This window comes from Psychroserpens ponticola, assembly GCF_023556315.2.
GTDB classification, from domain to species: Bacteria; Bacteroidota; Bacteroidia; order Flavobacteriales; family Flavobacteriaceae; genus Psychroserpens; species Psychroserpens ponticola.
This window is the reverse complement of record NZ_CP116221.1, coordinates 2,735,758-2,760,423: the sequence shown is the minus strand read 5'-3', so window position 1 is coordinate 2,760,423 and position 24,666 is coordinate 2,735,758. Positions and strand designations below refer to the sequence as shown.

Here is a 24,666-nt window from a genome sequence, read left to right as displayed (position 1 = left end):
ATTATTCAGCTTGACGCTTTAAACTTAGAATACTAAAAAACAGGCTAAATAAAATAATTTGGATGCCAAGCAATATTGTAAATACTGCAGGAATTACGATTCTTAAAGTACTTGATGTGTTTTGCAACGATCCAAAACTTACAGATTCCCAAAAAAACAATCCTTTTATACTTAAAATTACACCAATTAAAAGTAAAGCTGCACCAGAAATTAATCCTTTTTCTAAATTCAAATATTTAAACAAATTGTTATATCTACTACTCTTCGGAAGTAATCCGTTTTCAACGGCATAAATCTTGGTTAATGCATAAAACACAAAAAATTGAAATCCGATTAATGTCAAACTCGAAGTATACAAAAGGGTGTGTACATCAAAGGTGATGTTTTCAAAAATAATTGGTTTTATAATAAGAAATATTGATGTTATTATCCCAACAATAAGCATAATTAGACTTGGATAAAGAAACAGCCACTTTGGACTATAAAGCAGCAAAAATCTTAAATGCCTCCAACCGTCATTCCAGGTGTTTAAATGCGGAGGTCTTGTTCTTCCGTCTTTAGATAATTTTGTTGGAACTTCAGTAATAGATAAATCATTCAATTTTGCCTTGACAATCATTTCTGATGCGAATTCCATTCCAGTCGTTTTCAAACCTAATTTTGAATACGCTGCTTTAGAAAACCCTCTTAATCCACAGTGAAAATCGCCAATTTTGATTTTAAAAAATAAGCGTCCAACAAAGGAAAGCACTGGATTGCCTAGATATTTATGTAAAAATGGCATCGCATTTTTTTCAATTCCACCTTTAAACCGATTACCCATTACCAATTCATTACCATTTCTAAGCTCTTTTAAAAAAGGCATAAGATGGCTAAAATCATAACTGTCATCGGCATCAGCCATAATGATGTAGGTGCCAAATGCAGCTTCAATACCTCCACGTAATGCGTGTCCATAACCCTTTGATGCTACATTCACAATTCTGGCATTTAGATTGTTAGCAATAAGTTGAGAGCCATCAGTACTGCCATTATCAGCAATTATGATTTCTCCTTTAACGTTATTTGAATCTAAAAACTGTTGTGCTTTAGTGATGCAAATAGCTAACGTTTCTGCTTCATTTAAACATGGCATTACAATAGAAAGCTCAATCTTTGATTCCATGTCTTATAATTTTGAATAGTAGAAGTAATGTTAAAAAGATAAAGGTATAATTATAAAATGTATATCTCATTATTGAATGACTAGCAATAGCTATTAAAACAGCATTAGATAAACTCAAAGCTGTGCAGATAAATAAAAGCGCATACCATTTATGAAATTTAGAGCACATTTTAATTAGGCTAAAAATGAAAGCTATAATTATTATGACTAGTAAAAAAATAGAGTAAAAGCTATGAGTTATATTGGCTAGATATAACTGAAACCACGACTTGAAATTATGCTTTATTAATGCTAAAGTAATACCTTTATTGGCTTTTTCTGCATTATAAAATGATCTTGCAATTGCTGGATTTGGCTTATTTATATCAATTGGATCCTTCTCTAAAAAATAATTTTGAGCTGTGATAAAGGTCGTGTGATTACAAATTTCTGGAATATGATCATGAAAAAAAGTATAGTAATCTTTGTATGATGAATTTGGTTGTGATGATAATAGTAACTTTTTTCTTTTCAATTCGTTGTAGCTTTCCACAAAAATAGCTCTATAATCTTCATTAGGAATATATTGCGCATCTTCAATATTAGATACGTAATATGCTGCAGATGACATATTAACAAAGCCAAATGGAGTTGTCATAAAAATACCGTCTTTCAACTTATGGTAGGTCATTTCACCTAAAACGACCAATATTGGCATCAGAACTAATATTAATAATTTTGATACTATATTTATTTTGAATAGATGATTTCTGTGTTTAGCGATGTAAACAGCAGAGAAAATTAATCCTGTAAAGATAAATTGACCTCTCGTAAATACAAGCGCCAAAAAACACAAAACGATGTATTTGAGTACTCTAGAATTGTTATTAAATAAAAATTCCAAGTTTAAAGTGACAAATATGAGATATAACGAATAACTAATGCCTTCAGGGCAAACATTATTAACGACATTTAAAGGTTCAAATAATGGAAAAAATAATAAACCCAAAACAATACATTTTATAAGAAGATTTGGCTTTAGTAATGCTACGAATGTCTTGAAAAAAAAGTGAATACTTACCAAACAAAAAATAGATTGAAAGATTTTTACAGCAATGTCAAAGTAATCTGCAAAAACAAATAAAAATGTCTTTACAAAAATTACATAGCCTAAGTGTCTATATGGAATTGCTTTTGCATAACCATATGTATCTGGAGAATATATTGCCTCTTGATATATTAGGTAAAAGAAAATAACGCTATATAGGACTAATAATAGTCTATTCTCTTTAAATAGTTGTTTTAGATTCAAAAGCTAATTTTTGAGTGACCCAAATATAAATAATTGAATCTAAAACAAACTTTAACATATAAAAATATTGTAATTTGTACGTTTTAAAAGTGGCCGTTTTTCTAAATATACAATTCTAGCTTTGTACAAATATTCAGTAAAAGTATATCATTCAGATTTTAAAAAACAATGGGATGAATTTGTAACACATTCTAAAAATGCTACATTTTTGTTTCAAAGAGATTTTATGGACTATCATAAGGATAGATTTAAAGATTACTCTTTAATGGTCTATGATGGTGAACAATTACTAGCAATATTTCCAGCTAATATTTCTAATGATATTGTTTATTCGCATCAAGGATTAACTTATGGTGGATTGTTTTTTGATGAACGTCTAACTTCGACGCAAATACAAGAGATTTTTGAATTGGTATTAGCCTTTTTTAAAACTAAAAATATTCAATCGGTAATTGTAAAATCATTGCCAGAATTTTATCAGTTTCATTCCTCGCGAGTCATTGATGATTTGTATAAACAGGATCATTCTTCAATTGTTAAAGAGAATATTATTTTAGCTATTGATTATAATCAAGATTTTAAAATTGCAAAAAGCAAAATCAAACGATTTAAGAAGTTGCAAAGAAACCAATTAACAATTAAAGAAGGTAAATTAGAAATTAACGCATTTTGGAATACAATTCTACTGAAACGATTAGCCGAAAAACACAATTCAAAGCCTGTCCATAATTTGCTTGAAATTCAATATTTACATAGTAAATTTGAAGACGAGATAACACAATATAATATCTATCGTGAGGAAGAGATTTTAGCAGGTATTACAATTTTTAAAAAAGGAAACATTGTAAAATCCCAATATGGAATGGCTTCTATTGAAGGGGAAAAATTAAATGCTCTAGATATGCTTTTTGTATCTTTAATTATTAAATTTAAAGAGGAAGGTATGCAATATTTTACGATGGGTTCGGTTAATGATAATTCTGAATTAGGTTATAGTAAAGGCATGCTGAAACAGAAAGAGGAGTTAGGTTGCCGTAAATACACTCAAAACATTTGGAAAATAGAGTTGAATGATTAAATTTCTTGATTTACATAAAATAAATGCCAGGTTTGAAAATGAATTTTCGTCTAAATTCAAGTCTTTTTTAGATTCGGGATATTACATTCTTGGAAATGAAGTCAACACTTTTGAAACGAACTTCTCTAAGTATTGTGGTACAAAACATTGTATTGGAGTTGCCAATGGATTAGATGCGCTGACTTTAATTTTTAAAGCCTACTTAGAGCTAGGAAAATTGCAGCCAAACGATGAGATTATTGTGCCTGCAAATACCTATATAGCGACTATTTTATCTGTATTAAATGCAGGATTAACACCTGTTTTAGTTGAACCTGATGCAGCAACTTTTAATATTTCACCTTCAGAAATTGAAAAGTATATGACTGCAAAAGTAAAAGGCATTCTTGCGGTTCATCTTTATGGTCAATTAGCAAATATGGATGCTATTAATTCTATTGCAAAAAAGCATAACCTTCTTGTTATTGAAGACGCTGCACAAGCTCATGGAGCAATTTTAGATTCTGAAAACAAAAAAGCAGGAAATTTATCTGATGCTGCTGGTTTTAGTTTTTATCCTTCAAAAAATCTTGGTGCTCTAGGTGATGCAGGAGCAGTCACTACTAATGATACAGCATTAGCAAATAAGATTAGAGTAATACGTAATTATGGGAGTTCAAAAAAATATGAAAATGAAACTTTGGGCATCAATAGTCGTTTGGATGAATTACAAGCTGGCTTTTTAAATTTAAAGCTTAAACATCTTGATGAAGATAATAGTAGGCGACGCGATATTGCGAAGCACTATTTAGGTCATATTCGAAACAATAACATTCAACTTCCTAACTATAATAACTCAGGAAATCATGTGTTTCATGTGTTTGTGGTTCGTGTGAAGAATCGCTCTAAATTTATTGCGCATCTGGAGAATAATAAAATTGGATATTTAATTCATTATCCAATTCCGCCTCATAAGCAAAAAGCGTTAATGTCTTTTAATGCATTATATTTGCCTGTAACAGAGTCTATTCATGATTCTGTTGTTAGCATGCCAATTAGTCCAGTAATGACTAATGAAGAGGTTCAAACTGTTGTTAATGCCCTAAACCATTATTAATTGAAGAAACTTATTAAGTACATTAATACCAATGTGCTGTTCAAAGTAGCACATCTTAATACGGTTACTATTGTCACTAAAATAATTGCTGGAATTTTAACTTCTAAAGCTATAGCTATATTCATAGGAGTAGAAGGAATGGCACTTATTGGTAATTTGAGAAATTTTTTAAGTGGCATACAATCCTTTGCAATTCTTGGTTTTTATAACGGTTTTGTTAAAACAGTAGGTAAATGTAAAGATGATGCCTTAGAACTTAGTAAAACAATTTCTACGACTTATTACTTAGGTTTCTTTTCAACTATTTTAATGTCTTTTCTGTGTTATTATAATGCAGAGTTTATAAACGATTTTCTGTTTTCTGAAAATTTTAATTACGCTTATGTGATACAAATACTTGCATTAGCGCTTCCATTTTATGCATTGAATATGTTCTGTTTTGGAATAATGAACGGGTTTTCGAATTATAAAATGTTATTGATAATTAATATTATTGGTCATATTCTCGGTTTGTCAGTCACTTTATATTTAATCTATATTGAGCATATCGATGGTGCTTTAATAGCAGCAGTAATTACACCTTCATTATTGTTTTTAATAACGCTAGTTGGTATTGTAAATCGTAGAAATTTAATGTCTCAAATTAAAATATCACATGTGAGTTTAAGTGTGTTAAAGACCTATGCTCCATATGCAACAATGGCTTTGGTGACAGCTATTGCATTGCCATTTACATCTATTATGATCCGAAATTTTATAATTGACGAACTGGGTATAAAACAAGCTGGATATTGGGAAGCTATGAATCGTATTTCAGATTATTATCTCATGTTTGTAACTTCTATAATGACACTTTATATCATTCCGAGATTTAGTGAAATTGATAATAAGATAGAATTTAGAAAAGAGGTTTTTGGGTTCTATAAATCTGTTATGCCTATATTCGGCTTAGGACTTTTAGTGATCTATTTATTAAGACCATTTGTTGTGAGTTTAGTATTCTCTGAAGAGTTTCAGCCTGTAGAGAACTTATTTTTGTGGCAGTTATTAGGCGATTTTGTAAAGGTGTTGTCAATTGTAATTGCATATCAGTTTTTAGCAAAAAAGATGTTTATGCAGTTTATAGTTATAGAAGTTTTCTTAGTTATTATACTGTATTTAACAAGCATTTATATGATTGACATTTATGGAGTTGAAGGTGCAGTAATGGGTCACTTTATTAGTTATTTATTGCATTTTCTAATTGTACTTTTAGTATTTAGTAATTCGCTTTTTGGAGTTGTAGATGATGAACACAAATGATATCAATAATTAGCTTATTTTTATAAGGTATTTCGTTTATAATGAGACAGAAAATAAAACACTTTCTTAGTAGTAATCAACTTTTAAAAATAGCATCTTTAAATTCTGTTTCTGTCTTTATAAGAGTTATATCTGGACTTATTACGTCTAAATTAATAGCGATATTTATTGGTCCAGATGGCTTAGCATTTATTGGTAATTTTAGGGATTTTATAAAATCTGGCCAAGCATTTACAACACTCGGAATTAATAATGGAGTTGTCAAATATGTAGCTGAATTAAAGAATAATAGTCGCGAACTAAGTCAGATGCTTTCAACTGCATTTTATCTCATTCTATTTTCAGTTACCTTTTTTTCTATTGGAGTATACTTCACTTCAGAATCTATTAATGATTTTATTTTTACAGCTCAAAAAGACTATGTTAATATTATAAAGTTGATAGCTATTAGTCTTCCCTTTTATGCCTTTAAAACTTTCATTTTTTCAATTTTGAATGGGCTTTCTAAATTTAAAAAAATACTCATCATAAATATTATTGCACAAATTTTAGGCACCATTGCTAATGTTTTTCTTATCTGGGAATTTAAATTAGAAGGTGCTTTAATTTCCATTTTATTAATAGAGATTATTTTATTCGTTATTCTGCTGTTAAGTGCGTTTGGAGTTTTTAATTACTTGAAGTTGATTTCATTTAAAAAAATCAGTTTTATTAGTTTTAAAAGTCTTGGCGCTTTTTCAATTATGGCATTGCTTTCTGCTACTTTGTTGCCTCTAGTAACTGTATATGTTAGAAACTATATTATTCTTGAAATTGGTGATATTTATGCTGGTTTTTGGGTTGCAATGCAAAGGATTTCTAATTATTACTTGATGTTTGTTACGACTTTAATCACACTTTATATTTTACCTAGATTTTCTCAGATTAATACGCAAAGAGCCTTCAGAGCTGAAGTTTTTAGTTTTTATAAAACAATCATTCCTATTTTTGGTTTGGGACTCATTATAATATTCTTTTTAAGAAGTTTTATTGTTAAATTAATTTTTTCTGATGAATTTGAACCTGTTACAGAGTTATTCTTTTGGCAGATTTTGGGTGATTTTATAAAAGTACTTTCTTTAGTGATTTCTTATCAGTTTTTGGCAAAAAAAATGTTATGGCACTATATTATTATTGAGTTATTAGCAATTATTGTAATGTATATATCAAGCATTTGTCTTATTGATTATTATGGATTAATTGGAGTTGTTAAAGCACATTTTCTGTCTTATTTAATTCATTTTATAATTTTGCTTTTTGTTTTTAGAAAGGCTTTATTTGGTATATTGCCCAATAATACTACAGATGATGATTAAACATTATGCGACTAAAATTATTTTAAAGGTTAGAAAACTAGGTTATAAATGTTTTAATACAAACAAAAATATTAGTGGTAAATACACAGCAATTCAACCTGTAGTTTTTAGAGGTAAAGGGAGTGTTGTTTTTGGAAAGCATGTTAAGTTTGGGATTGTTAACTCTCCTATGTTTTATAATACATATGCTTATATTGAAGCACGACAACCAGATTCTAAAATTGTATTTGGTAATAATGTTAGTGTTAATAATAACTTTTCGATTACTTCTGAAAAGTCAATTATCATTAAAGACGATGTTTTAATTGGGTATAATTGTCATATTTCTGATAGTAATTTCCATGATTTAAATCCTGGAAATAGATTAAATACAGATTTAAACCCTAAAGAAGTTAGCATTGGTAAAAATGTATTTATTGGTAACAATGTTACTATTTTAAAGGGTGTTGTATTAGGAGAAAATTTAGTCGTTGCAGCTGGTTCTGTTGTGACAAAGAGCTTTTCTAAGAATTTAATTATTGGAGGTGTGCCTGCGAAAATTATTAGTGAGCTGCCCTAAAGACTCCAAGTCTTTACATATAAATTTGCAATCTTTTTATAATCGTGTTCTTTCTCAATAAATGCTCTAGCATTTTTAGAAATTTCTATAATTTTATGTGGATTTAAAATCAACCATTCTAATTTTTTTACAATAGAGTCAACATCCGGAAGCGCATTTATAGCAACAGTGTCTTCTTTCAAATTATAATTGTCTAACCATTCTTGTTCAGCTCCTGTAAAAACAACTTTTCCTTTTGCCATCGCTTCTAAGGCATTATAACCTTGATCGTATGCATATACTTGGTCTAATAATATATGACAGTCATCGTAATATTTTATATACTCCTCATAAGGAATATTATAGGTGGTTGTGATTTCAACTTTATTTGCATATTTCTGTTCAATAATTTTTAAAGCTTCATCAAAGAACTTATTTCCTTTCTTTAACATTGAATGTTTATTTACACCATGAAAAATTTTTAATTTACTTGAAAACTTTAATGGTTTGTATTCAATTAACTCAATGTTTATTGGATTGGGTATCAAGCCTAAGTATTTTTTATGTCCTCTTAACGGAATGTGGTAATCAACATCTGTAGCAATAACTCCATTACAATGATTGTAAATGAAATGATGTAAATCTTTAAATCCTGAGTTTAAATATTTAAAATCAAATAAATAGTTTCTTTTTAGAGAAGGGTTTTCAAAATATGGAGTTAGAATGCTATATTTTAGTTTGTTTTTTATTAAATAATTAATGTTTAAATGATCAGAACCCGTAGATAGTACAAATAATGTGTCGCTTTGTTTTATTAATTTTTTAATAAAGCGTTTTTCGAAAGAAGCTTCAATTAAAAGTGGAGATTCATTGATAAGTTGTACAATGTCAAAATGCTCAAGTTTCTTTAATTGGAATTTCGCTTTAAAGTATATCTCAATAGACCCTAAATCTAAAGACGTAAATTTATAGATGCCAATTTTTATTTTTTTTAAAAAGCCTTTTTGAAACGAATGATTAATGTATATGTCAACAGGATAATTCTTAAAATCATCCTTGTTTCCCATGATAGTAACTTCATGGCCTAATTGGTGTAACCCTTCTTTTAAAGAATTGTGTAGTCGACTATATTCACCAACTAATAATATTTTCATTTGTTAAAAGTGTTTTTTGTATGATTTTTAATCATTGTAAATATTAATCCAATTAGCTAAATTTTTTATAAATGGATGTTATCTTTGAAGCAAAGATACTAATTGTTGAAATCAAAAAATATAAAGATATGCATTGTGGCTTCATCTCTAGGAAAAGGTGGAGCAGAACGTTCCTCTGCATTACTCTCTGAAATGCTTTTTGATCTAGGTTATGAAATTTTTATTGTAACAGTTTTAGATGATATTGAGTATTCTTACAAAGGTCAATTATTTAATCTCGGAGTGCTTAAGAAGCAAAATAATACTTTTTTAGGTAGACTTGGTAGACTCAAAAAAATAAAAAGTTTTTTAAAAACAAATAATATAGATATTATCATAGATAATAGGACCAGAGTTCAAACTTATCGAGAAATTATTTTAACCAAAATTATTTATTCGGTTACAACAATTTATGTAATTCACAATTTTAATACTTCGAAGACTTTTACTAGTTATAATTGGATTAACAAATGGCTTTATAAAAATGAGTATATGACAGCTGTATCAAAAGCTGCAGCAGAGAAATTTAAAAATAAGTATGCGCTCAAACAGATTAGTACGATTTATAATGGGTTTGATTTTGAGAACATTAAATTATTGGCAAATGAAGAAATTAAAACAGATTTACCAGAAAAATTTATTATCTTTTTTGGTAGAATTGATGATTATCATAAGAATTTGAAATTGTTAATCGAAGGATTTAAATTATCAAACCTTAGTAGTAAAAAGTTTAAACTCTTAATTTTAGGTGATGGTCCTGATTTAGAAATGATAAAGGCTTATACAGAAGCACTTAAAATTAAAAAACATGTTGTTTTTAAAGGTTTTATTTCAAATCCATATCCTTATGTAAAAAGAGCAAGGTTTATGGTTTTAACAAGTCGATTTGAAGGTTTTCCAATGGTTATACCTGAAAGCTTATCTTTAGGGATTCCTGTTGTTTCTGTAAATTGTGAATCTGGACCAAAAGAAGTGATAATTAATGGATATAATGGGCTTTTAGTAGAGAATTATAACCCTCAAGAACTTGCAAATGCATTTAGTAGCCTTGTTTTGAATGATGATTTATATAATAATTGTTCTAAAAATGCTGCAAAAAGTGTTGAGAAATTTTCAATTGAAGCCATTTCTAGATTCTGGGAAAAATTGCTAAATAAAATTATAAATAATATCTAATGAATATTGAAATAATAAACTTATCTAAAATACGAGATGAACGAGGTACACTTTCTGTAATAGAAAAAGACATTCTCCCTTATGAAATGAAACGTGTTTATTATTTGTATGATGTCCCAAGTGATGCGTATCGAGGAGGACATGCTCATATTGATCAATTGGAGTTTTTAGTTGCTTTAAGTGGAAGTTTTGAAGTGATTTTAGATGATGGAAAATCAAAATCTACGATCCTGCTTAATAAACCGAATAAAGGACTGTTAATACCAACTGGTATTTGGCGTGAATTAGAAAATTTTTCGTCTGGAGCTGTATGTTTAGTGATCGCTTCAGGAGAATTTGATGAAAATGATTATATAAGAGATTATGGTAAATTCAAATTATCGAAACAGTCTTAAATTAAGACCTAATTGTCTTAGGGAATTTCTAGATTTTAATATTGGTCTAATTGCAGAAGCTGGTAAACTAAATATAAATTTCTGTAAAGACGTTAAATTGTCTAAGTTAATCTGCTTGTAAATATTTTTTGCTTCTAATATATTATGTTCTAATTTATATTGAATTGCTAAGGAATAACGATTTAAATCTAAATATTTTTTTAAGCCATTATTTAGGCTTTCTTCTTTTTGAAACATATTAAAATCTAAATGATTTCTAGACGATAATTTTAAATCTGTTATTTTGTTTTCAGAGCTTAAATTATGAATAGCACTTACTTTATTGCTAAATGCTATAGAAAATTTTAATCCAATTCTAATCCATAAATCGGTATCTTCTCCAGAGTTGTAAATGATATTAAAGTTACCAATCTTTTCGAAAATATTTTTTGGTACCATAACTGCAGAAGTCCATGCAATGCTATTAATTAAACTTGAATCAAAATAATCGTTTACGATGCCTTTCCAGAGGCGATCATTTGGAATGTTTTTAAATTTCGAAGGGATAAGAATACTTCCGTCTTTCTTATCATAAGCCTTACAATACATGCCACAATTTGGAAATTCCTCGTGCAAATCTTTGAGGTCTTTCAAGTGATGTTCAAACCAAACATCATCAGCATCTAAAAAGACAATTAAATCGGCATTGGCTTTTGAAATGCCATAATTTCTAGCATTTGAAACTCCTTGATTTTTAATGCTAAATATGTGTAAACGTTCATCATTAACAGCGTTTACTTGATCTAAACTACCATCTGTTGAACCGTCATTAACGACAATCACTTCAAAACCTGAAACGCTTTGCGACCAGACACTATTTAATGTGTCAATAATGTGCTTTTCCTTATTGTATAAAGGAATAATTATGGAAAAATAGGGTTTCATTATGGGTTTAAATCTTTATAACATAAATAGCATATTCTATATAATTGTAAAGCTGTCATTGAAGGATGACTACTCAATAAATTGTTTTTCAATGGTGTTTTTAATAGTTTGTAAATCATTGAAAAGAACACATGCAACCTATAACGTTTTAACTTTATGAAAAAGTGGAGTAAATCATTTTGATGACTTCCAATTTTGTTTGATTGATATAATGTTAGCAACGTTTCAGCAGCTTTTTTCTTTTTATTTAAATAAGTTTCACTGGTTTCTATTCCTAAGTGATACACTTCATTGTCAAGATGAATGACTTTAATGTTTTTCATCTTTAATAACGCTCCAAAATAATTATCAAAGCCATATCCTTTTTGCTCAATTTGAGAATTTATAATTGAAAACACTGGTTTTTTAATCATAAAATTGGCAGAAATAATAACCTTATAAGGTTTTTTGTTTCGCTCTTGAGCACTAATTTGTTCATGTGTTTTTCCATAGGTCCAACGTAACATGTATTTTGAGTCGGGAACGTTTTTATGGTAAGCAAAACCACCATAAATGGCTTCATAATCAGATTCAATATAGTTTAGGTAATTCCTAATAAATAAATCAGATTTTGGCATTACATCTGCATCTAAAAACAAAAGCCAATCATAATTTGCTTGTTTTGATAAGTATTGTCTGGCATTAGTTCTGCCTAAATTATCTTTACTTTTTATATGACTTGTGCATTCTAATTTTGAAATCGTATCATTTTCATTAGTAACATCTGTTGTAGATGCATCATCTAAGCATATAATTTCAAAAGGCACATTACACAATTGTAACTGTGTATGAATATGAGTCACAAGTGCAACGATATTATAATTGTAAACGGGAATCAATACAGATATCATGACTGCTAAAATAAGAATTAAAAGCGTTAAATTGCAGTACTCAAAAAAGACAAACATGGATAGTTCTAAATCAAAAGACATTTCAGAACTTATATATAACAAGATAATCGAAAATAAAGACGAATTAAAAGTGACTTATGACGCTTCTAAAAATCAAATTGGTTTTTTTTATATCGATGATTTGCTTCCAGAAGATCTTGCTAAACAATGCTTTGATGTATTTCCTGATACTTCAGAAATGCGATGCTTAAAAAGCATACGAGAATATAAATACGTTTCTGCTCAAATGGACAAGCATAATGAACTTTTAGAGCAGGTACTTTATGCGTTTCAAGATCCAAAAATTGTAAGCCTAATAGGTGAAATTTGTAGTATTGATAGCTTATATGCAGATGATTCTTTATATGCTGGCGGATTATCACAAATGGCTCATCATAATTTTTTGAATCCGCATTTAGATAATTCACATGATGCCGAACGTGAACGTTGGAGAATATTAAATTTACTGTATTACGTTACTCCAGATTGGGATTCTAAAAATGGAGGTCATTTAGAGATTTGGCCAAATGGTCCAAAAAATGAACCTGTAGTTATTGAAAGTAAATTCAATAGGTTAGCAGTAATGGCAACACATGATACGTCTTGGCATTCTGTTAATCAAGTTTTAGTAGATAGAAGTAGATGCTGCATTTCAAATTACTATTTTAGTGATGCACCTTTAAAAGAAACGGATACGTTTCATGTGACAAAATTTAGAGGACGTCCTGAAGATACTTTTACTAATATTATTTTAGACTTAGATGCGAGCCTTAGAATGCTTGTTCGGAAAGTGTTTAAAAAAGGAATTCGTAAAAATCCGCATTTTTATAAAAAGAAGAATTAGTAAACGGTTTTAATGTATGACGTTTTTGAAATGGTATAGTAATTGTAATTCAAGGATATGAAGCAGTTTTTAATCCATATTGTTTGTCTATGTATGTATATCGTGTCTTATGGACAAGAAGAATTTCATGTGTTTCCAAAAGATCACAATGAAACTCCAGGAACACAAAACGGAACAGGGACGATTAATAATCCTTGGGACTTACAAACTGCACTTAGTCAAAAGCCTGATATAGTGAATTCTGGTGATACAATTTGGTTGCATCAAGGTATTTATAACGGCAGATTTATTAGTACGCTTCAAAGTCTTAAAAGCAATACATTTATCACTGTTTCTGGTTTTAAAAAGGAAAAAATTATTTTAAATGGAAATGTAAATTCTTCAAACAAAAATGTACTTGAAGTCAAAGGAAAACAAGTCATTTTTAAAAATTTTGAAATCACATGTTTAGGATATTTCTCCAGAAATGCTAAAGATGAAGATTTTGAAGTCATTACAGGATTAGAGCATTCTTCTGGTGAAGATTGTCAATTTATTAATCTTAAAATACATAATAATCCTGGCCTTGGAGTTGGCTCATGGAAGCAAACTGGAGGAAGTTTATTTGATGGCTGTGTCATTTCTAATAATGGATACATTGCAAGAGACGGCAGAGGTATAAGCGAAGGCATGTATACTCAAAATATTAGTAGTAAAACTCGTATTATACAGAATTGCATCATTTTTAATAACTATTATAAAGGTGTTGAAGTTTGGTCTGCAAATAAAAAAGCTAAATATGAATATGTTAAAAACTATGAGATAAAAAACAATGTTATATTCAATAATGGCAATCCTGCGCAACAGTTTAAAGATAATCTTATCATTGCTTCAGGTGATTTGAATGGAATAAATATTGCCAAAAATGTAAAGGTAGAATCAAATTTTTTCTACCATAATTCAGATATTAAAAATGGTCAGATTGGAGGAGATGCAGCTTCGCTAACGATTGGTTTTAATAAAAACGCTCCTGTTGAAAATGTAACAATAACAGGCAATGTTATTATAGGTAGAAATAACGCTTTGCGAATACTTCATGCTAAATCATTAACATTTGAAAACAATAGAATATATTCAGGATATGTGACTCTTAATGCTTCAGTGTTAGAACATATTAATCATTGGAATTTCAAAAACAACATCTATTTTACCAAAAAAAGCGCCAGTTTCAGAGTTGCAGGAGATAAAGATTATAATTTAGAAAGATGGCAATCAAACTTTGGTATTGATCAAAGTAGTATATGGCAGCACATCAAGGAATTTGATATGCCATCGGTTGTTAATGTTACTAAATACCAGCATAGAGATTTAACTTATAAAGTGGTTTTATTTCAGAAAGATGGTCTGGATGTTCTCGTTGATTTTTCAAAACCCGCTTTAAAAGAAGGCTTGAGTTATCGTATTTATGATGTTGAAAATTCAAACGTGATACTGCAAACAGGAACATTGTCTGAAGATCGAAAAATCACATTTCCAATGCAATTATCGGCATTTGAAAAACCGTTGCATAATACTACAGCACAAAAAACGCCTTCCAACTTTGGTGTTTTTGTAATCGAATTTAATGCGCAAAGAAGCACTCCAGTTTCAGATGAAAAAGATAACATCTTTAAGCGCTTTTTTAAATGGTTGGGTTTTTAGTTTTTACGCTGTACAACTTCAAATACCTTGTTTTCATCACACTTTAATGTTTTACTTGGATACTTTAAAAGTAAAGCATAATCATGTGTTGCCATTAAAATCGTATTCCCATTATTATTGATGTCTCTTAAGACTTCCATCACTTCAATGCTGGTTTGAGGATCTAGATTTCCAGTAGGTTCATCAGCTAATATAAGTTCTGGTTCGTTCAATAAGGCTCTCGCTATGGCGATACGTTGCTGTTCTCCTCCAGATAATTCATGAGGAAACTTAAACCCTTTGGTTTTCATAGCTACTTTATCTAAAACAGCATCAATGCGTTCAGAAATTTTGGTTTTATCTTTCCAACCAGTTGCTTTAAGTACAAATTCTAAGTTGCTATTAATCGTACGATCTGGTAATAGTTTGAAATCCTGAAATACAATACCCAATTTTCGTCTTAAAAACGGAATGTCATTTTCTTTTAAGGTTCTTAAATCATAATCTACAATATGACCTTCACCTTCAGTTAGTTGTAAGTCGCCATAAAGTGTTTTCATAAAACTACTTTTACCACTGCCAGTTTTCCCAATGAGATACACAAAATCACCTTTGTTCATTTCAATATTAACATCAGACAATACCATGTTATCACCTTGATAAATTGAAGCATTTTTGAGTTGTAAAATAGTTTCAGACATATAGAAAGATTAAGACGTGTGTTCTAAAATGTAAATGTATTATAAAAATAAACCAAATTCCAATTTTAAAAAATCAATTCTTTAAATCAAACACAAGTTTATTTGTATCCCATATGAAACGTTGAATGTAACATATTCTTGTTTTTATAGTCCTTTTAATAAGTCTGTGTATAATTATAGCACGATTATTGCGTTATAGATTTTAGATAAATTATTTTTGGCATCAATTAAAAATCGAACCTAATGACTTTCAGAAAATTAAGTGTTTTACTTACTTTTTTGTGGTGTAGTTTATACCTACAAGCACAACAATCTGCTACCTATACTAGTGATTTGGTAGATTATCAAAAAGCACTCACACTTTATAATAATAAGCAATATCAAGCTGCTCAATCTTTGTTTGAAGCAATAAAGAATGAAGCTCCAAATGAAACTTTAGAGTCAGATTGTGCTTATTATATAGCGAATTGTGCTGTACGTTTAAATCAGAAAAATGCAGATGATTTAATTCAAGATTTTGTTGATACTTATCCAACGAGTACGAAACGGAATACAGCATTTTTAGATGTTGGTGATTATTATTTTTCAAATGGGAAATATTCCTACGCGAGAAAGTGGTATGATAAAGTTGATGAAAATAGTATAGCGCGTTCAGATCGTAATAAATTCAATTTTAATTATGGTTATGCTTTATATTCTACTGGAAATGAAACTGGAGCTAATAAGTATCTAAACCGTGTTATTAATTCTGAAGAATATGGTTCACAAGCTAAATATTATATTGGGTTTATGGCTTATGAAGGTGATGATTATGATACGGCTAACGCGTATTTTGATCAGGTAAGTGATGAAGAGAAATACAAAGAGAAATTGTCATATTATCAAGCCGATTTAAACTTTAAACTTGGTAAGTTCGAAATAGCAATTGAATTAGCGACTGATCAGTTAGACACTAGTAGTCCACAAGAAAAATCACAATTGTCAAAAATTATTGGCGAAAGTCATTTTAACTTACAACAATATCCTGAAGCCATTCCATATTTAAAAGGCTATAAAGGAAAACGAGGACGATGGAATAATACCGATTATTACCAATTGGGTTATGCGTATTACCAACAAAATGATTTTGAAAATGCCATTTCAGAATTCAATAAAATTATTGATGGTAACAATACTGTTGCTCAAAATGCCTATTATCATTTAGGTGAAAGTTATATCAACTTAAATAAAAAGCAAGAAGCATTAAATGCCTTTAGAAATGCATCTCAAATGGATTTTGATATACAAATTCAGGAAGATGCTTGGTTGAACTATGCTAAAATTAGTTACGAAATCGGAAATCCATACCAATCCGTTCCACAGGTTTTATCGGGTTATTTAGAAACCTATCCTGACACGAGTTATAAAGAAGAAATTGAAACACTATTAATAGACTCTTATATTACCTCAAAAAATTATAAGGAAGCGATTAAACTTTTAAAAAACAAAAAGAGTTTTGAAAATAGAGTTGCTTATCAAAAAGTGGCCTTTTACAGAGGAATAGAAGTCTATAATGAAGGCGATTATAACGAAGCTAAAGCCTTATTTGACATATCAATAAATGAAGCTAAAACGCCTGTTTTTACCACAAGAGCTACATTTTGGAAAGCAGAAACCGATTACCACCTTAGTAATTTTGATGAGGCATTAATAGGGTTTAAACAATTCATGCAAGAAAGCGAAGTTTCTCAAGTTGGTGAATTTAATAACATCGACTATAATATCGCCTACACGTATTTTAAACTTAAAAACTACGATCAGGCAACAGTAAGCTTTCAGAAATTTATTGATAATCATAAAGATGATACATTAAGACTCAACGATGCGTATTTAAGACTTGGTGATGGTCATTTTGTGTCAAGTAATTATAGCAAAGCGATTGTAGCCTATGATAAAGCCATACAGTTGAATGAAATTGAATCAGATTATGCAATGTTTCAAAAGACCATGAGTTATGGATATATAGGCGAAAGTTCAAAAAAGATTAATGGTTTAGATGCCTTTATAAAAGAATACTCAAAATCGTCTTTGCGTGATGATGCCATGTATGAACTCGCAAATTCCTATGTGAAATCAAATGAGATTGATAAAGCGATGTCTATGTATGATCGACTAAAGGCAGAATATTCTAATAGTGTTTTTATTCCTAAAGCTTTATTGCGTCAAGGTTTGTCATTTTACAATACTAACGATAATGAACGCGCATTAACCAAGTTTAAAAAAGTTGCTAACCAATTTCCAACTACAGATGAAGCCAATCAAGCTGTCGAAACAGCTCGTTTGATTTATATCGATCTTGGTCGTGTTGATGAATATGCAGCTTGGGTAAGAACTTTAGATTTTGTTGATGTTTCTGATGCCGAATTAGATAATACAGCTTATTTAGCAGCCGAAAAACAATATTTAGAGAATAATACAGATGCAGCTATTCGTCAGTTTAATAAGTATTTGAATGAATTTCCAAATGGAATTCATGCATTGAAATCACATTTTTATATCGCAGAATTATATTCAAAAAAGGAATTGCCTGAAAATGCACGTTCACATTATGAGTATGTGATTGAAAAGCAAAAAGGCGAATTTACAGAGCAAGCTATTGTGAAATTATCAGAAATTCATCTAAATGATTCCAATTGGAATACAGCAATTCCTCTATTAAAACGTTTAGAAACTGAAGCAGATTATCCTCAGAATATAACCTATGCGCAATCTAATTTGATGAATGCCTATTATCAAATAAAAGATTATAGTGAAGCTGTGAATTATGCAGAAAAAACACTTCAGAATTCTAAATTAGATAATAAAGTGAAAAGTGATGCTCAAATAATTATAGCGCGTTCTGCAATGAAAACTGGAGATGAAGACAAAGCGAAAATAGCTTATGCTAAAGTTGAAACGATAGCAAATGGAGTTCTTGCTGCTGAAGCATTATACTACAATGCTTACTTTAAAAGTAAAGAACAAAAGCATGAAGCGTCTAATACTGTCGTTCAGAAATTAGCTAAAGATTACAGCAGTTATAAATATTATAGCGCAAAAGGATTAGTGCTTATGGCTAAAAACTTTTATGCTTTGGAAGATGCATTTCAAGCGACTTATATTTTGGAAAGTGTCATCACCAACTTTGCCGAGTTTGATGATGTGGTTTCAGAAGCGCAAACCGAATTGAATACAATTAAAACAGAAGAAGCAAAAACAAATGCTTCAGTAGTAGAAACTGAACAAAACTAAACGTATGACTTTCAGATTTAAACATATAATTTTAATTATTCTAAGCTTTAATGTTGTCGTGTCTTTTGCACAAGATCAGAAAAATGATTCTATCGATGCTGGAACTGTAAACGTAGTTAAGCCCTATACACCAAAAATTTCAGACGCCTTTAAAATCAAAGAAACGCCCAGTTTAAACGATTCTACAACAGCTAAGAAAAAAGACATTAAATACAATATTTTTTCTATTCCTGTGGCTTCAACATTTACACCTGCAAAAGGAAAAGCCGCAACAGTAGACAAAGAAAAAGCAGTAAAGCTATACGATAACTATGCATCTTTAGGTGTTGGCACATACACGACTATTTTAGGTGAAGTGTATTTAAATCACGCTTTAAGTAATACCGAACGTGTTGGTGGTTATTTTAGTCATCATTCTTCAGCTGGTGATATTGAAGGTGTTAATTTTGATAACAACTTTTCTGAAACTGGACTCAATGCTCATTACAGTCAGAAGCTTAGCGATTATTCTTGGAAAGTTAATGGTGGATTTCAATTACAAAGTTATAATTGGTATGGATTGCCAGATCAAGATATTAATACGTTTGATGTTGATCATTCATTTTATACCGCAAATTTTGGTGGTCAAATCAGTTTTGAAGATGAAATCATCAAAAATGGGAGCGTTTTGTATAGACGCTTTGGAGATAATCAAGATTCAGGTGAAAATCGGTTTATCCTAAAGTCTGAATTTGATGTTCCAATAAGTGACGAATTGATTACTTCAGAGGTAACAATAGATTATATTGGAGGTTCCTTTAAGAGAAATTATTATGCAGATGAAGACTTAAATTATGGTAATTTTAATTTGGGAATAGCGCCAAGTTACCAATTGAAACAAGATGATTTAACTGTAAATTTGGGTGTTAATTTAGTATATCTTAACGATCGCGAAGCTAGTGAAAGCAAATTGTTTGTCTACCCAAATATTACAGCAAGTTATCGATTAGTCGATGAATTAATGATTGCTTATGGTGGAATAGAAGGCGGTTTAATTCAAAATTCATATTACGATTTTGCACAAGAAAATCCGTTTGTGTCACCTACTTTAATTGTAGCGCCTACAGATCAAATTTATAATGTATCTATAGGATTGAGAGGAAAGCTATCTAATAGTTTAAGTTATAATATTAACGGACATTATTTAGCGGATAATAATCGCGCTTTATTTAAAACAAATCCTGTAATAGGAACTGCTAGTGAGAACTATCAATTGGGAAATTCGATGGGTGTTGTTTATGATGATGTCGATACATTCTCGTTGGCTGGAGAGTTGAATGTGGATGTCAATCGAAACTTTAATTTAACCATGAAGGCTGAATATTTTGCTTATAATACAGATGATCAAGCCGAAGCATGGAATTTACCAGACATTGAAGCGTCCTTGTTTCTAGATTATCAAATTGATGCGCATTGGTTTGCTGGAGCTAATCTGTTTTTTGTAGGTGAACGTAAAGACCTATTTGCAATCGAGCAGAGTTTCTTGCCTGTTGATGCACCACAAACGATCACATTAGATAGTTTCTTTGATGTAAATGCACATGTTGGTTATAAAATTAATGACCAATTATCTGCCTTTGCAAAAGCAAATAATATTGGAAATCAAGAGTATCAACGTTGGTTAAATTATCCTGTTCAAGGGATTCAATTTTTAGTTGGAGCGACGTATCAGTTTGATTTTTGATACTAGTGTCATCCTGAACTTGATTCAGGATCTCATCAAAAAGCTAAATATTAAAAAAGCATTCGTTCTTATGGAATTGAATGCTTTTTGTATTTTTACTACGCTGTCTGGTCGAGCGCAGTCGAGACCTGATTTTTGTGCTTAAAACTAATATCCAATGAAAAAACTAACCATCCTTCTCCTTTTAATCATTTGTGCTTCTTGTTCCAAAGAAAAAATACAAGTAGATTCAATCATCAGTAATGCGAATGTATATACTGTAAATAATGATTTCGGCAAAGCTGAAGCCTTTGCTGTTAAAGATGGGAAGTTTTTAGAAATAGGAACATCAAGTGACATTCAATCTAAATACACTTCAGAAAATCTAATTGACGTTCAAGGTAAAACCATTGTGCCTGGATTTATTGATGCACATTGCCACTTTTTAGGACTAGGTCTAGACCAACTAGATGTCGATTTGGTTGGAACCAAAAGTTTTGAAGAGGTAATGAAACGCGTATTAGATTTTCAAAATGGAAAAGAACTGGACTATATTGTAGGTAGAGGTTGGGATCAAAATGATTGGGAAGATAAATTTTTTCCAAATAAAAAGTTGCTGGACAAACTATTTCCTGAAACTCCTGTTGCATTAATACGTATTGATGGTCACGCTACTTTATGTAATCAAGCTGCTTTAGATCTTGGAGGCATCACTATTAATACTAAAGTTGATGGAGGAGAAGTCGTCATGGAGAATGGAGAACTAACAGGTGTTTTAGTGGATAATGCCGTAGATTTGGTTTGGAATCATTGGCCAGGTTCAGGATATACAAGAAAAGATATCGTAGAAGCTTTATTAGTTGCTCAAGACATGTGTTTTGATTTAGGTTTAACAACTGTTGATGATGCAGGACTAGACCAAAATACTATAGAACTCATTGATAGTTTACAAAACACGGGTGATTTAAAAATGCGAGTGTATGCAATGGTGTCTGGAACGGAAGACAATGTCGATTATTACTTAAATAAAGGCATTATTAAAACCGATAGATTAAACGTGCGTTCATTTAAGTTTTATGCCGATGGTGCTTTAGGTTCTAGAGGTGCAATGCTTAGAGAACCATACAGCGATAAGCCAAATCATTTAGGATTATTAGTAACTGATTTAGAAACTTTTAATAAAAACGCAGAGCGAATTGCGAATTCAGAGTACCAAATGAATACACATGCCATTGGTGATTCTGCTAATCATGCAGTGTTGCAAATCTATAATAAAGTGTTAGTTGGAAAAGAAAATAGACGATGGAGAGTTGAACATGCTCAAGTGGTTTCGCAAGAAGATTTCGACTTATACAAAAATGTAATGCCATCCATTCAACCAACACATGCCACAAGTGATATGTATTGGGCTGAAGATCGTTTAGGAAGCGAACGCGTTAAAGGTGCTTATGCTTACAAACAATTATTAAATGCCTACGGAAAAGTCGCTTTAGGAACCGATTTTCCAGTAGAACGAGTGAGTCCGTTTTTAACGTTTTATGCTGCAGTAGCTCGTCAAGATTTAGAGCAATATCCTGAAAGTGGATTTCAAAAAGAAAATGGTTTAACCAGAGAAGAAACCTTAAAAGGAATGACCATTTGGGCAGCCTATTCTAATTTTGAGGAAGATGAAAAGGGAAGTATTGAAGTTGGTAAATTTGCCGATTTTATCATTTTAGATCAAGATATTATGACAGTTGACCAAAAAGAAATTCCGAATATTAAAGTAAAACAGACGTTTGTTGGAGGAGAAGCTCAATAGAAGTTAGTTGTCATTACGCACTTGATTCAGAATTTAGTGAGGATCCTAAATCAAGTTCAGGATGACTATCTATATCGAAATCTTCGCCAAATAATCAAAATGCTCACCATCCATAACTTTCTCACATTTTAATTCCACGCTTTCACAAGCGAGTTGCAAACGTTCAAAATCTAGGTATAACCATTTCATTGGTATTTCTTCTTCATCTTTATAACTTAAGAAATAATCTAATTCGCCGTAATAACCTGCGTTTGTGTCAATCCAAAGTCCACCATCCTCATCTTCATACATGTACTGAATATCTGAAGAATCAATTAAAATTTGTCCATTAGGATTCAATATTGACTTCAAATGTTTTAAATAAGTAGAAATTTGAGATAACTCTTGAAATATTCCGGTACCATTCATTAATAATAGAATCGTATCGAAAGATTCAGTTTCATCTAAAAGTGCTTTCAGTTCAATATGTTTAACACCTCTACTTTTGGCGACTTCAACTGCACCTTCAGAAATATCTATAGCTTTTACATTAAAACCATTCTCTTGAAGGTGTAAACTATGACTACCAGAGCCACAACCAACATCTAAAATGTTTCCTTTAGCTAATCGTAAGGCTTTTTGCTCAAGTTTGGGCATCTCAGTAAAATCCCGAAACAAATAGGGAAGAGGAAGTTTATCTTCACCTGAGATATTCGTTGAAGTGATGAGGTCTTCGGTATAATTATTGTTGTGATAATCGCGTAAAGCGTTTCCGAATAAATCTTTCATTTCATTGTTATTCTGCACAAGATGCAGAATCTATTTAATTAATAGTATTGCCTTGAATGGCAAGTTCAGTATTTTTGTAGTATGCAAGACCTAATAAATAATCTTCCAAAGCTCGCCAAAGATAAACATAAGGAAAATAAAACCTTCTTTACAAAGCTTAAAAAAAAGCCACCAAAGCAATTAGATTATATTATGCAGGATTTGCATGAAGCTGAATTTGAGCGTACAGATTGTTTAGATTGTGCTAATTGTTGTAAAACTACAGGGCCTTTATTTACTCCAAAGGATGTTGAACGTGTTTCGAAACACTTCAAAATGAAGCAACAACAATTTATTAATACTTATCTAAAATTAGACGAAGAAAACGATTATGTATTGCAATCAGTTCCTTGTACTTTTTTAGGTGCAGATAATTATTGTTCTATATATGAGGTGAGACCTAAAGCATGTCGGGAATTTCCTCATACTGATCGAAAAAAGTTTCAGCAAATATCAAATTTAACATTAAAAAATGTAGCTATTTGTCCTGCAGCTTTTAACATCGTTGAAGCCATGAGGCAGCGCATTAAAATGTAATTTTTAACCTATGAAAAAGCATATACTCATTTGTTTATTTGTTTTCGGATCTCTTTTAGTATGCCAATCTCAAGAATGGATGACCTCTTTAGAAGCCGCTAAAAGCCTTGCTTATGTACAAGATAAATTGCTTTTTGTAGTCTGGGAAGATGTGACATTTCAAGAGTATCCTGTTTTAATGAAAAATGAACAAGGTGTTGCAGTAATAGATGATTTATTCAGTAACGAATCCATTAATGAAGTGATTTGGGAGCATTTCGTACCTGTAATAATAGGTGAACAACATTATGAAGAATTGTTCAATCAAATAAAAGGAAAACGCAGTCAGCTTTACATTGATAAATTTAATGATGACACCATAAAAATCATGGATGTTAATGGAAATATTATTAATGCAGAGATTGCAAATTATGGATATTTAGACATCGCAAAATTTATTACTAAATATGCAATTAATACATCATTCTTAAAAGCAGAAATAACCAATTATAGAGCGCAAAAAGAGTTTAATACAGCCTATCGTTTGGCATCAAAATATGTCGATTTTTCTGTTCTTGTTAATGGAAATGTAAGACCAGAAATAGTAAAACTTTCAAATTTTTATTTAAAAGAAGCTGAAAGTTATGTTACAAAAGATACTTCAGGATTACTAAAGCAAAAAATTGAGCTTCAAAAACTGAAGCAGCCTTTGGTTTTGGGTAAGGCAAAAAAAGTGTTGAGACAATTAAAAAGAATAGATGTTTCGGAATTAGATTCTAGTAATGAATCCTTAATTGCCTTTTTGTATTTTACATCTTATATACTGTTGAAAGATGAAAACAACGCAAGTGTATGGAGAAGTAAAGTTTCTTTAGTAAATTTGAAGAAAGCCAATTTAATTGTCAAGAATAACTTCTAAACCAT

General features: G+C 30.4%; 21 protein-coding genes. 14 read left to right on the top strand and 7 right to left on the bottom strand.

The genetic code is table 11. The annotated features are described in order from the left end of the window. Position 1: 1 nt before the first annotated feature. On the bottom strand, positions 2 to 1,165 hold the full coding sequence (locus tag MUN68_RS12265; RefSeq protein ID WP_249995831.1) for a glycosyltransferase family 2 protein: 1,164 nt from the start codon (positions 1,163 to 1,165) through the stop codon (positions 2 to 4). Further along, on the bottom strand, positions 1,149 to 2,456 hold the full coding sequence (locus MUN68_RS12260; RefSeq protein ID WP_249995830.1) for a hypothetical protein: 1,308 nt from the start codon (positions 2,454 to 2,456) through the stop codon (positions 1,149 to 1,151). Before MUN68_RS12260 ends, MUN68_RS12265 begins: the two co-directional genes overlap by 17 nt. Before the next feature lie 121 nt (positions 2,457 to 2,577). Here MUN68_RS12260 and MUN68_RS12255 point away from each other — a divergent pair, with 121 nt between their 5' ends. The 5 genes from MUN68_RS12255 to MUN68_RS12235 are packed head-to-tail and all read left to right on the top strand — an operon-like array spanning position 2,578 to position 7,846. Then, positions 2,578 to 3,534, top strand: coding sequence for a FemAB family protein (locus MUN68_RS12255; RefSeq protein WP_249995829.1), 957 nt, complete (start codon positions 2,578 to 2,580; stop codon positions 3,532 to 3,534). Then, positions 3,527 to 4,630: a DegT/DnrJ/EryC1/StrS family aminotransferase gene (locus tag MUN68_RS12250; RefSeq protein WP_249995828.1), complete on the top strand. Its 1,104-nt coding sequence runs from the start codon at positions 3,527 to 3,529 to the stop codon at positions 4,628 to 4,630. The genes MUN68_RS12255 and MUN68_RS12250 overlap by 8 nt, the downstream gene beginning before the upstream one ends. Continuing rightward, positions 4,631 to 5,932, top strand: coding sequence for an O-antigen translocase (locus MUN68_RS12245; protein ID WP_249995827.1), 1,302 nt, complete (start codon positions 4,631 to 4,633; stop codon positions 5,930 to 5,932). Positions 5,933 to 5,973: 41 nt separating this feature from the next. Continuing rightward, positions 5,974 to 7,287, top strand: a complete 1,314-nt coding sequence (locus MUN68_RS12240) for an O-antigen translocase (RefSeq protein ID WP_249995826.1) — start codon at positions 5,974 to 5,976, stop codon at positions 7,285 to 7,287. Continuing rightward, on the top strand, positions 7,277 to 7,846 hold the full coding sequence (locus MUN68_RS12235; protein ID WP_249995825.1) for an acyltransferase: 570 nt from the start codon (positions 7,277 to 7,279) through the stop codon (positions 7,844 to 7,846). The genes MUN68_RS12240 and MUN68_RS12235 overlap by 11 nt, the downstream gene beginning before the upstream one ends. Here the strand turns inward: MUN68_RS12235 and MUN68_RS12230 are convergent. After that, positions 7,843 to 8,979: a glycosyltransferase gene (locus tag MUN68_RS12230; protein WP_249995824.1), complete on the bottom strand. Its 1,137-nt coding sequence runs from the start codon at positions 8,977 to 8,979 to the stop codon at positions 7,843 to 7,845. The two genes, MUN68_RS12235 and MUN68_RS12230, sit on opposite strands and share 4 nt — an antisense overlap. A 135-nt stretch (positions 8,980 to 9,114) precedes the next feature. On the opposite strand from MUN68_RS12230, the gene MUN68_RS12225 reads away from it, so the two are divergent. Together MUN68_RS12225 and MUN68_RS12220 are read left to right on the top strand one after the other, a co-directional pair. Next, on the top strand, positions 9,115 to 10,194 hold the full coding sequence (locus tag MUN68_RS12225) for a glycosyltransferase (RefSeq protein ID WP_249995823.1): 1,080 nt from the start codon (positions 9,115 to 9,117) through the stop codon (positions 10,192 to 10,194). Beyond that, a complete protein-coding gene (locus tag MUN68_RS12220) occupies positions 10,194 to 10,589 on the top strand; it encodes a sugar 3,4-ketoisomerase (protein WP_249995822.1) in 396 nt (131 codons plus the stop codon). The genes MUN68_RS12225 and MUN68_RS12220 overlap by 1 nt, the downstream gene beginning before the upstream one ends. Here MUN68_RS12220 and MUN68_RS12215 read toward each other — a convergent pair. Next, positions 10,572 to 11,513, bottom strand: a complete 942-nt coding sequence (locus MUN68_RS12215) for a glycosyltransferase family 2 protein (RefSeq protein ID WP_249995821.1) — start codon at positions 11,511 to 11,513, stop codon at positions 10,572 to 10,574. The genes MUN68_RS12220 and MUN68_RS12215 overlap by 18 nt on opposite strands. After that, positions 11,513 to 12,403 (bottom strand): glycosyltransferase family 2 protein, encoded by an 891-nt coding sequence (locus MUN68_RS12210; RefSeq protein ID WP_272792372.1) that lies wholly within the window; start codon positions 12,401 to 12,403, stop codon positions 11,513 to 11,515. The genes MUN68_RS12215 and MUN68_RS12210 overlap by 1 nt, the downstream gene beginning before the upstream one ends. Positions 12,404 to 12,458: 55 nt before the next feature. Between MUN68_RS12210 and MUN68_RS12205 the strand changes: the two genes are divergently transcribed. Beyond that, positions 12,459 to 13,286, top strand: coding sequence for a 2OG-Fe(II) oxygenase (locus MUN68_RS12205; protein WP_249995819.1), 828 nt, complete (start codon positions 12,459 to 12,461; stop codon positions 13,284 to 13,286). A 57-nt stretch (positions 13,287 to 13,343) separates the two neighbouring features. Next, positions 13,344 to 14,966: a right-handed parallel beta-helix repeat-containing protein gene (locus MUN68_RS12200; RefSeq protein WP_249995818.1), complete on the top strand. Its 1,623-nt coding sequence runs from the start codon at positions 13,344 to 13,346 to the stop codon at positions 14,964 to 14,966. On the opposite strand, the gene MUN68_RS12195 is transcribed toward MUN68_RS12200, so the two are convergent. Further along, complete coding sequence (locus tag MUN68_RS12195) at positions 14,963 to 15,646, bottom strand: cell division ATP-binding protein FtsE (RefSeq protein ID WP_249995817.1); 684 nt, start codon at positions 15,644 to 15,646, stop codon at positions 14,963 to 14,965. The genes MUN68_RS12200 and MUN68_RS12195 overlap by 4 nt on opposite strands. Positions 15,647 to 15,889: 243 nt before the next feature. Between MUN68_RS12195 and MUN68_RS12190 the strand changes: the two genes are divergently transcribed. The 3 genes from MUN68_RS12190 to MUN68_RS12180 all read left to right on the top strand — a co-directional run bounded on the left by MUN68_RS12190 (position 15,890) and on the right by MUN68_RS12180 (position 22,419). Next, complete coding sequence (locus tag MUN68_RS12190; protein WP_249995816.1) at positions 15,890 to 18,916, top strand: tetratricopeptide repeat protein; 3,027 nt, start codon at positions 15,890 to 15,892, stop codon at positions 18,914 to 18,916. A gap of 4 nt (positions 18,917 to 18,920) precedes the next feature. Beyond that, a complete protein-coding gene (locus MUN68_RS12185) occupies positions 18,921 to 20,639 on the top strand; it encodes a porin family protein (RefSeq protein WP_249995815.1) in 1,719 nt (572 codons plus the stop codon). 157 nt (positions 20,640 to 20,796) lie between these two features. Next, complete coding sequence (locus tag MUN68_RS12180; protein ID WP_249995814.1) at positions 20,797 to 22,419, top strand: amidohydrolase; 1,623 nt, start codon at positions 20,797 to 20,799, stop codon at positions 22,417 to 22,419. A gap of 69 nt (positions 22,420 to 22,488) precedes the next feature. On the opposite strand, the gene MUN68_RS12175 is transcribed toward MUN68_RS12180, so the two are convergent. Then, entirely contained in the window at positions 22,489 to 23,187 is a 699-nt protein-coding gene (locus MUN68_RS12175) for a class I SAM-dependent methyltransferase (RefSeq protein ID WP_249995813.1), read from the bottom strand. An 81-nt stretch (positions 23,188 to 23,268) separates the two neighbouring features. Here MUN68_RS12175 and MUN68_RS12170 point away from each other — a divergent pair, with 81 nt between their 5' ends. Together MUN68_RS12170 and MUN68_RS12165 are read left to right on the top strand one after the other, a co-directional pair. Beyond that, on the top strand, positions 23,269 to 23,763 hold the full coding sequence (locus MUN68_RS12170; RefSeq protein WP_249995812.1) for a YkgJ family cysteine cluster protein: 495 nt from the start codon (positions 23,269 to 23,271) through the stop codon (positions 23,761 to 23,763). 10 nt (positions 23,764 to 23,773) lie between these two features. Continuing rightward, on the top strand, positions 23,774 to 24,661 hold the full coding sequence (locus MUN68_RS12165; RefSeq protein ID WP_249995811.1) for a thioredoxin domain-containing protein: 888 nt from the start codon (positions 23,774 to 23,776) through the stop codon (positions 24,659 to 24,661). Positions 24,662 to 24,666 lie beyond the last annotated feature (5 nt).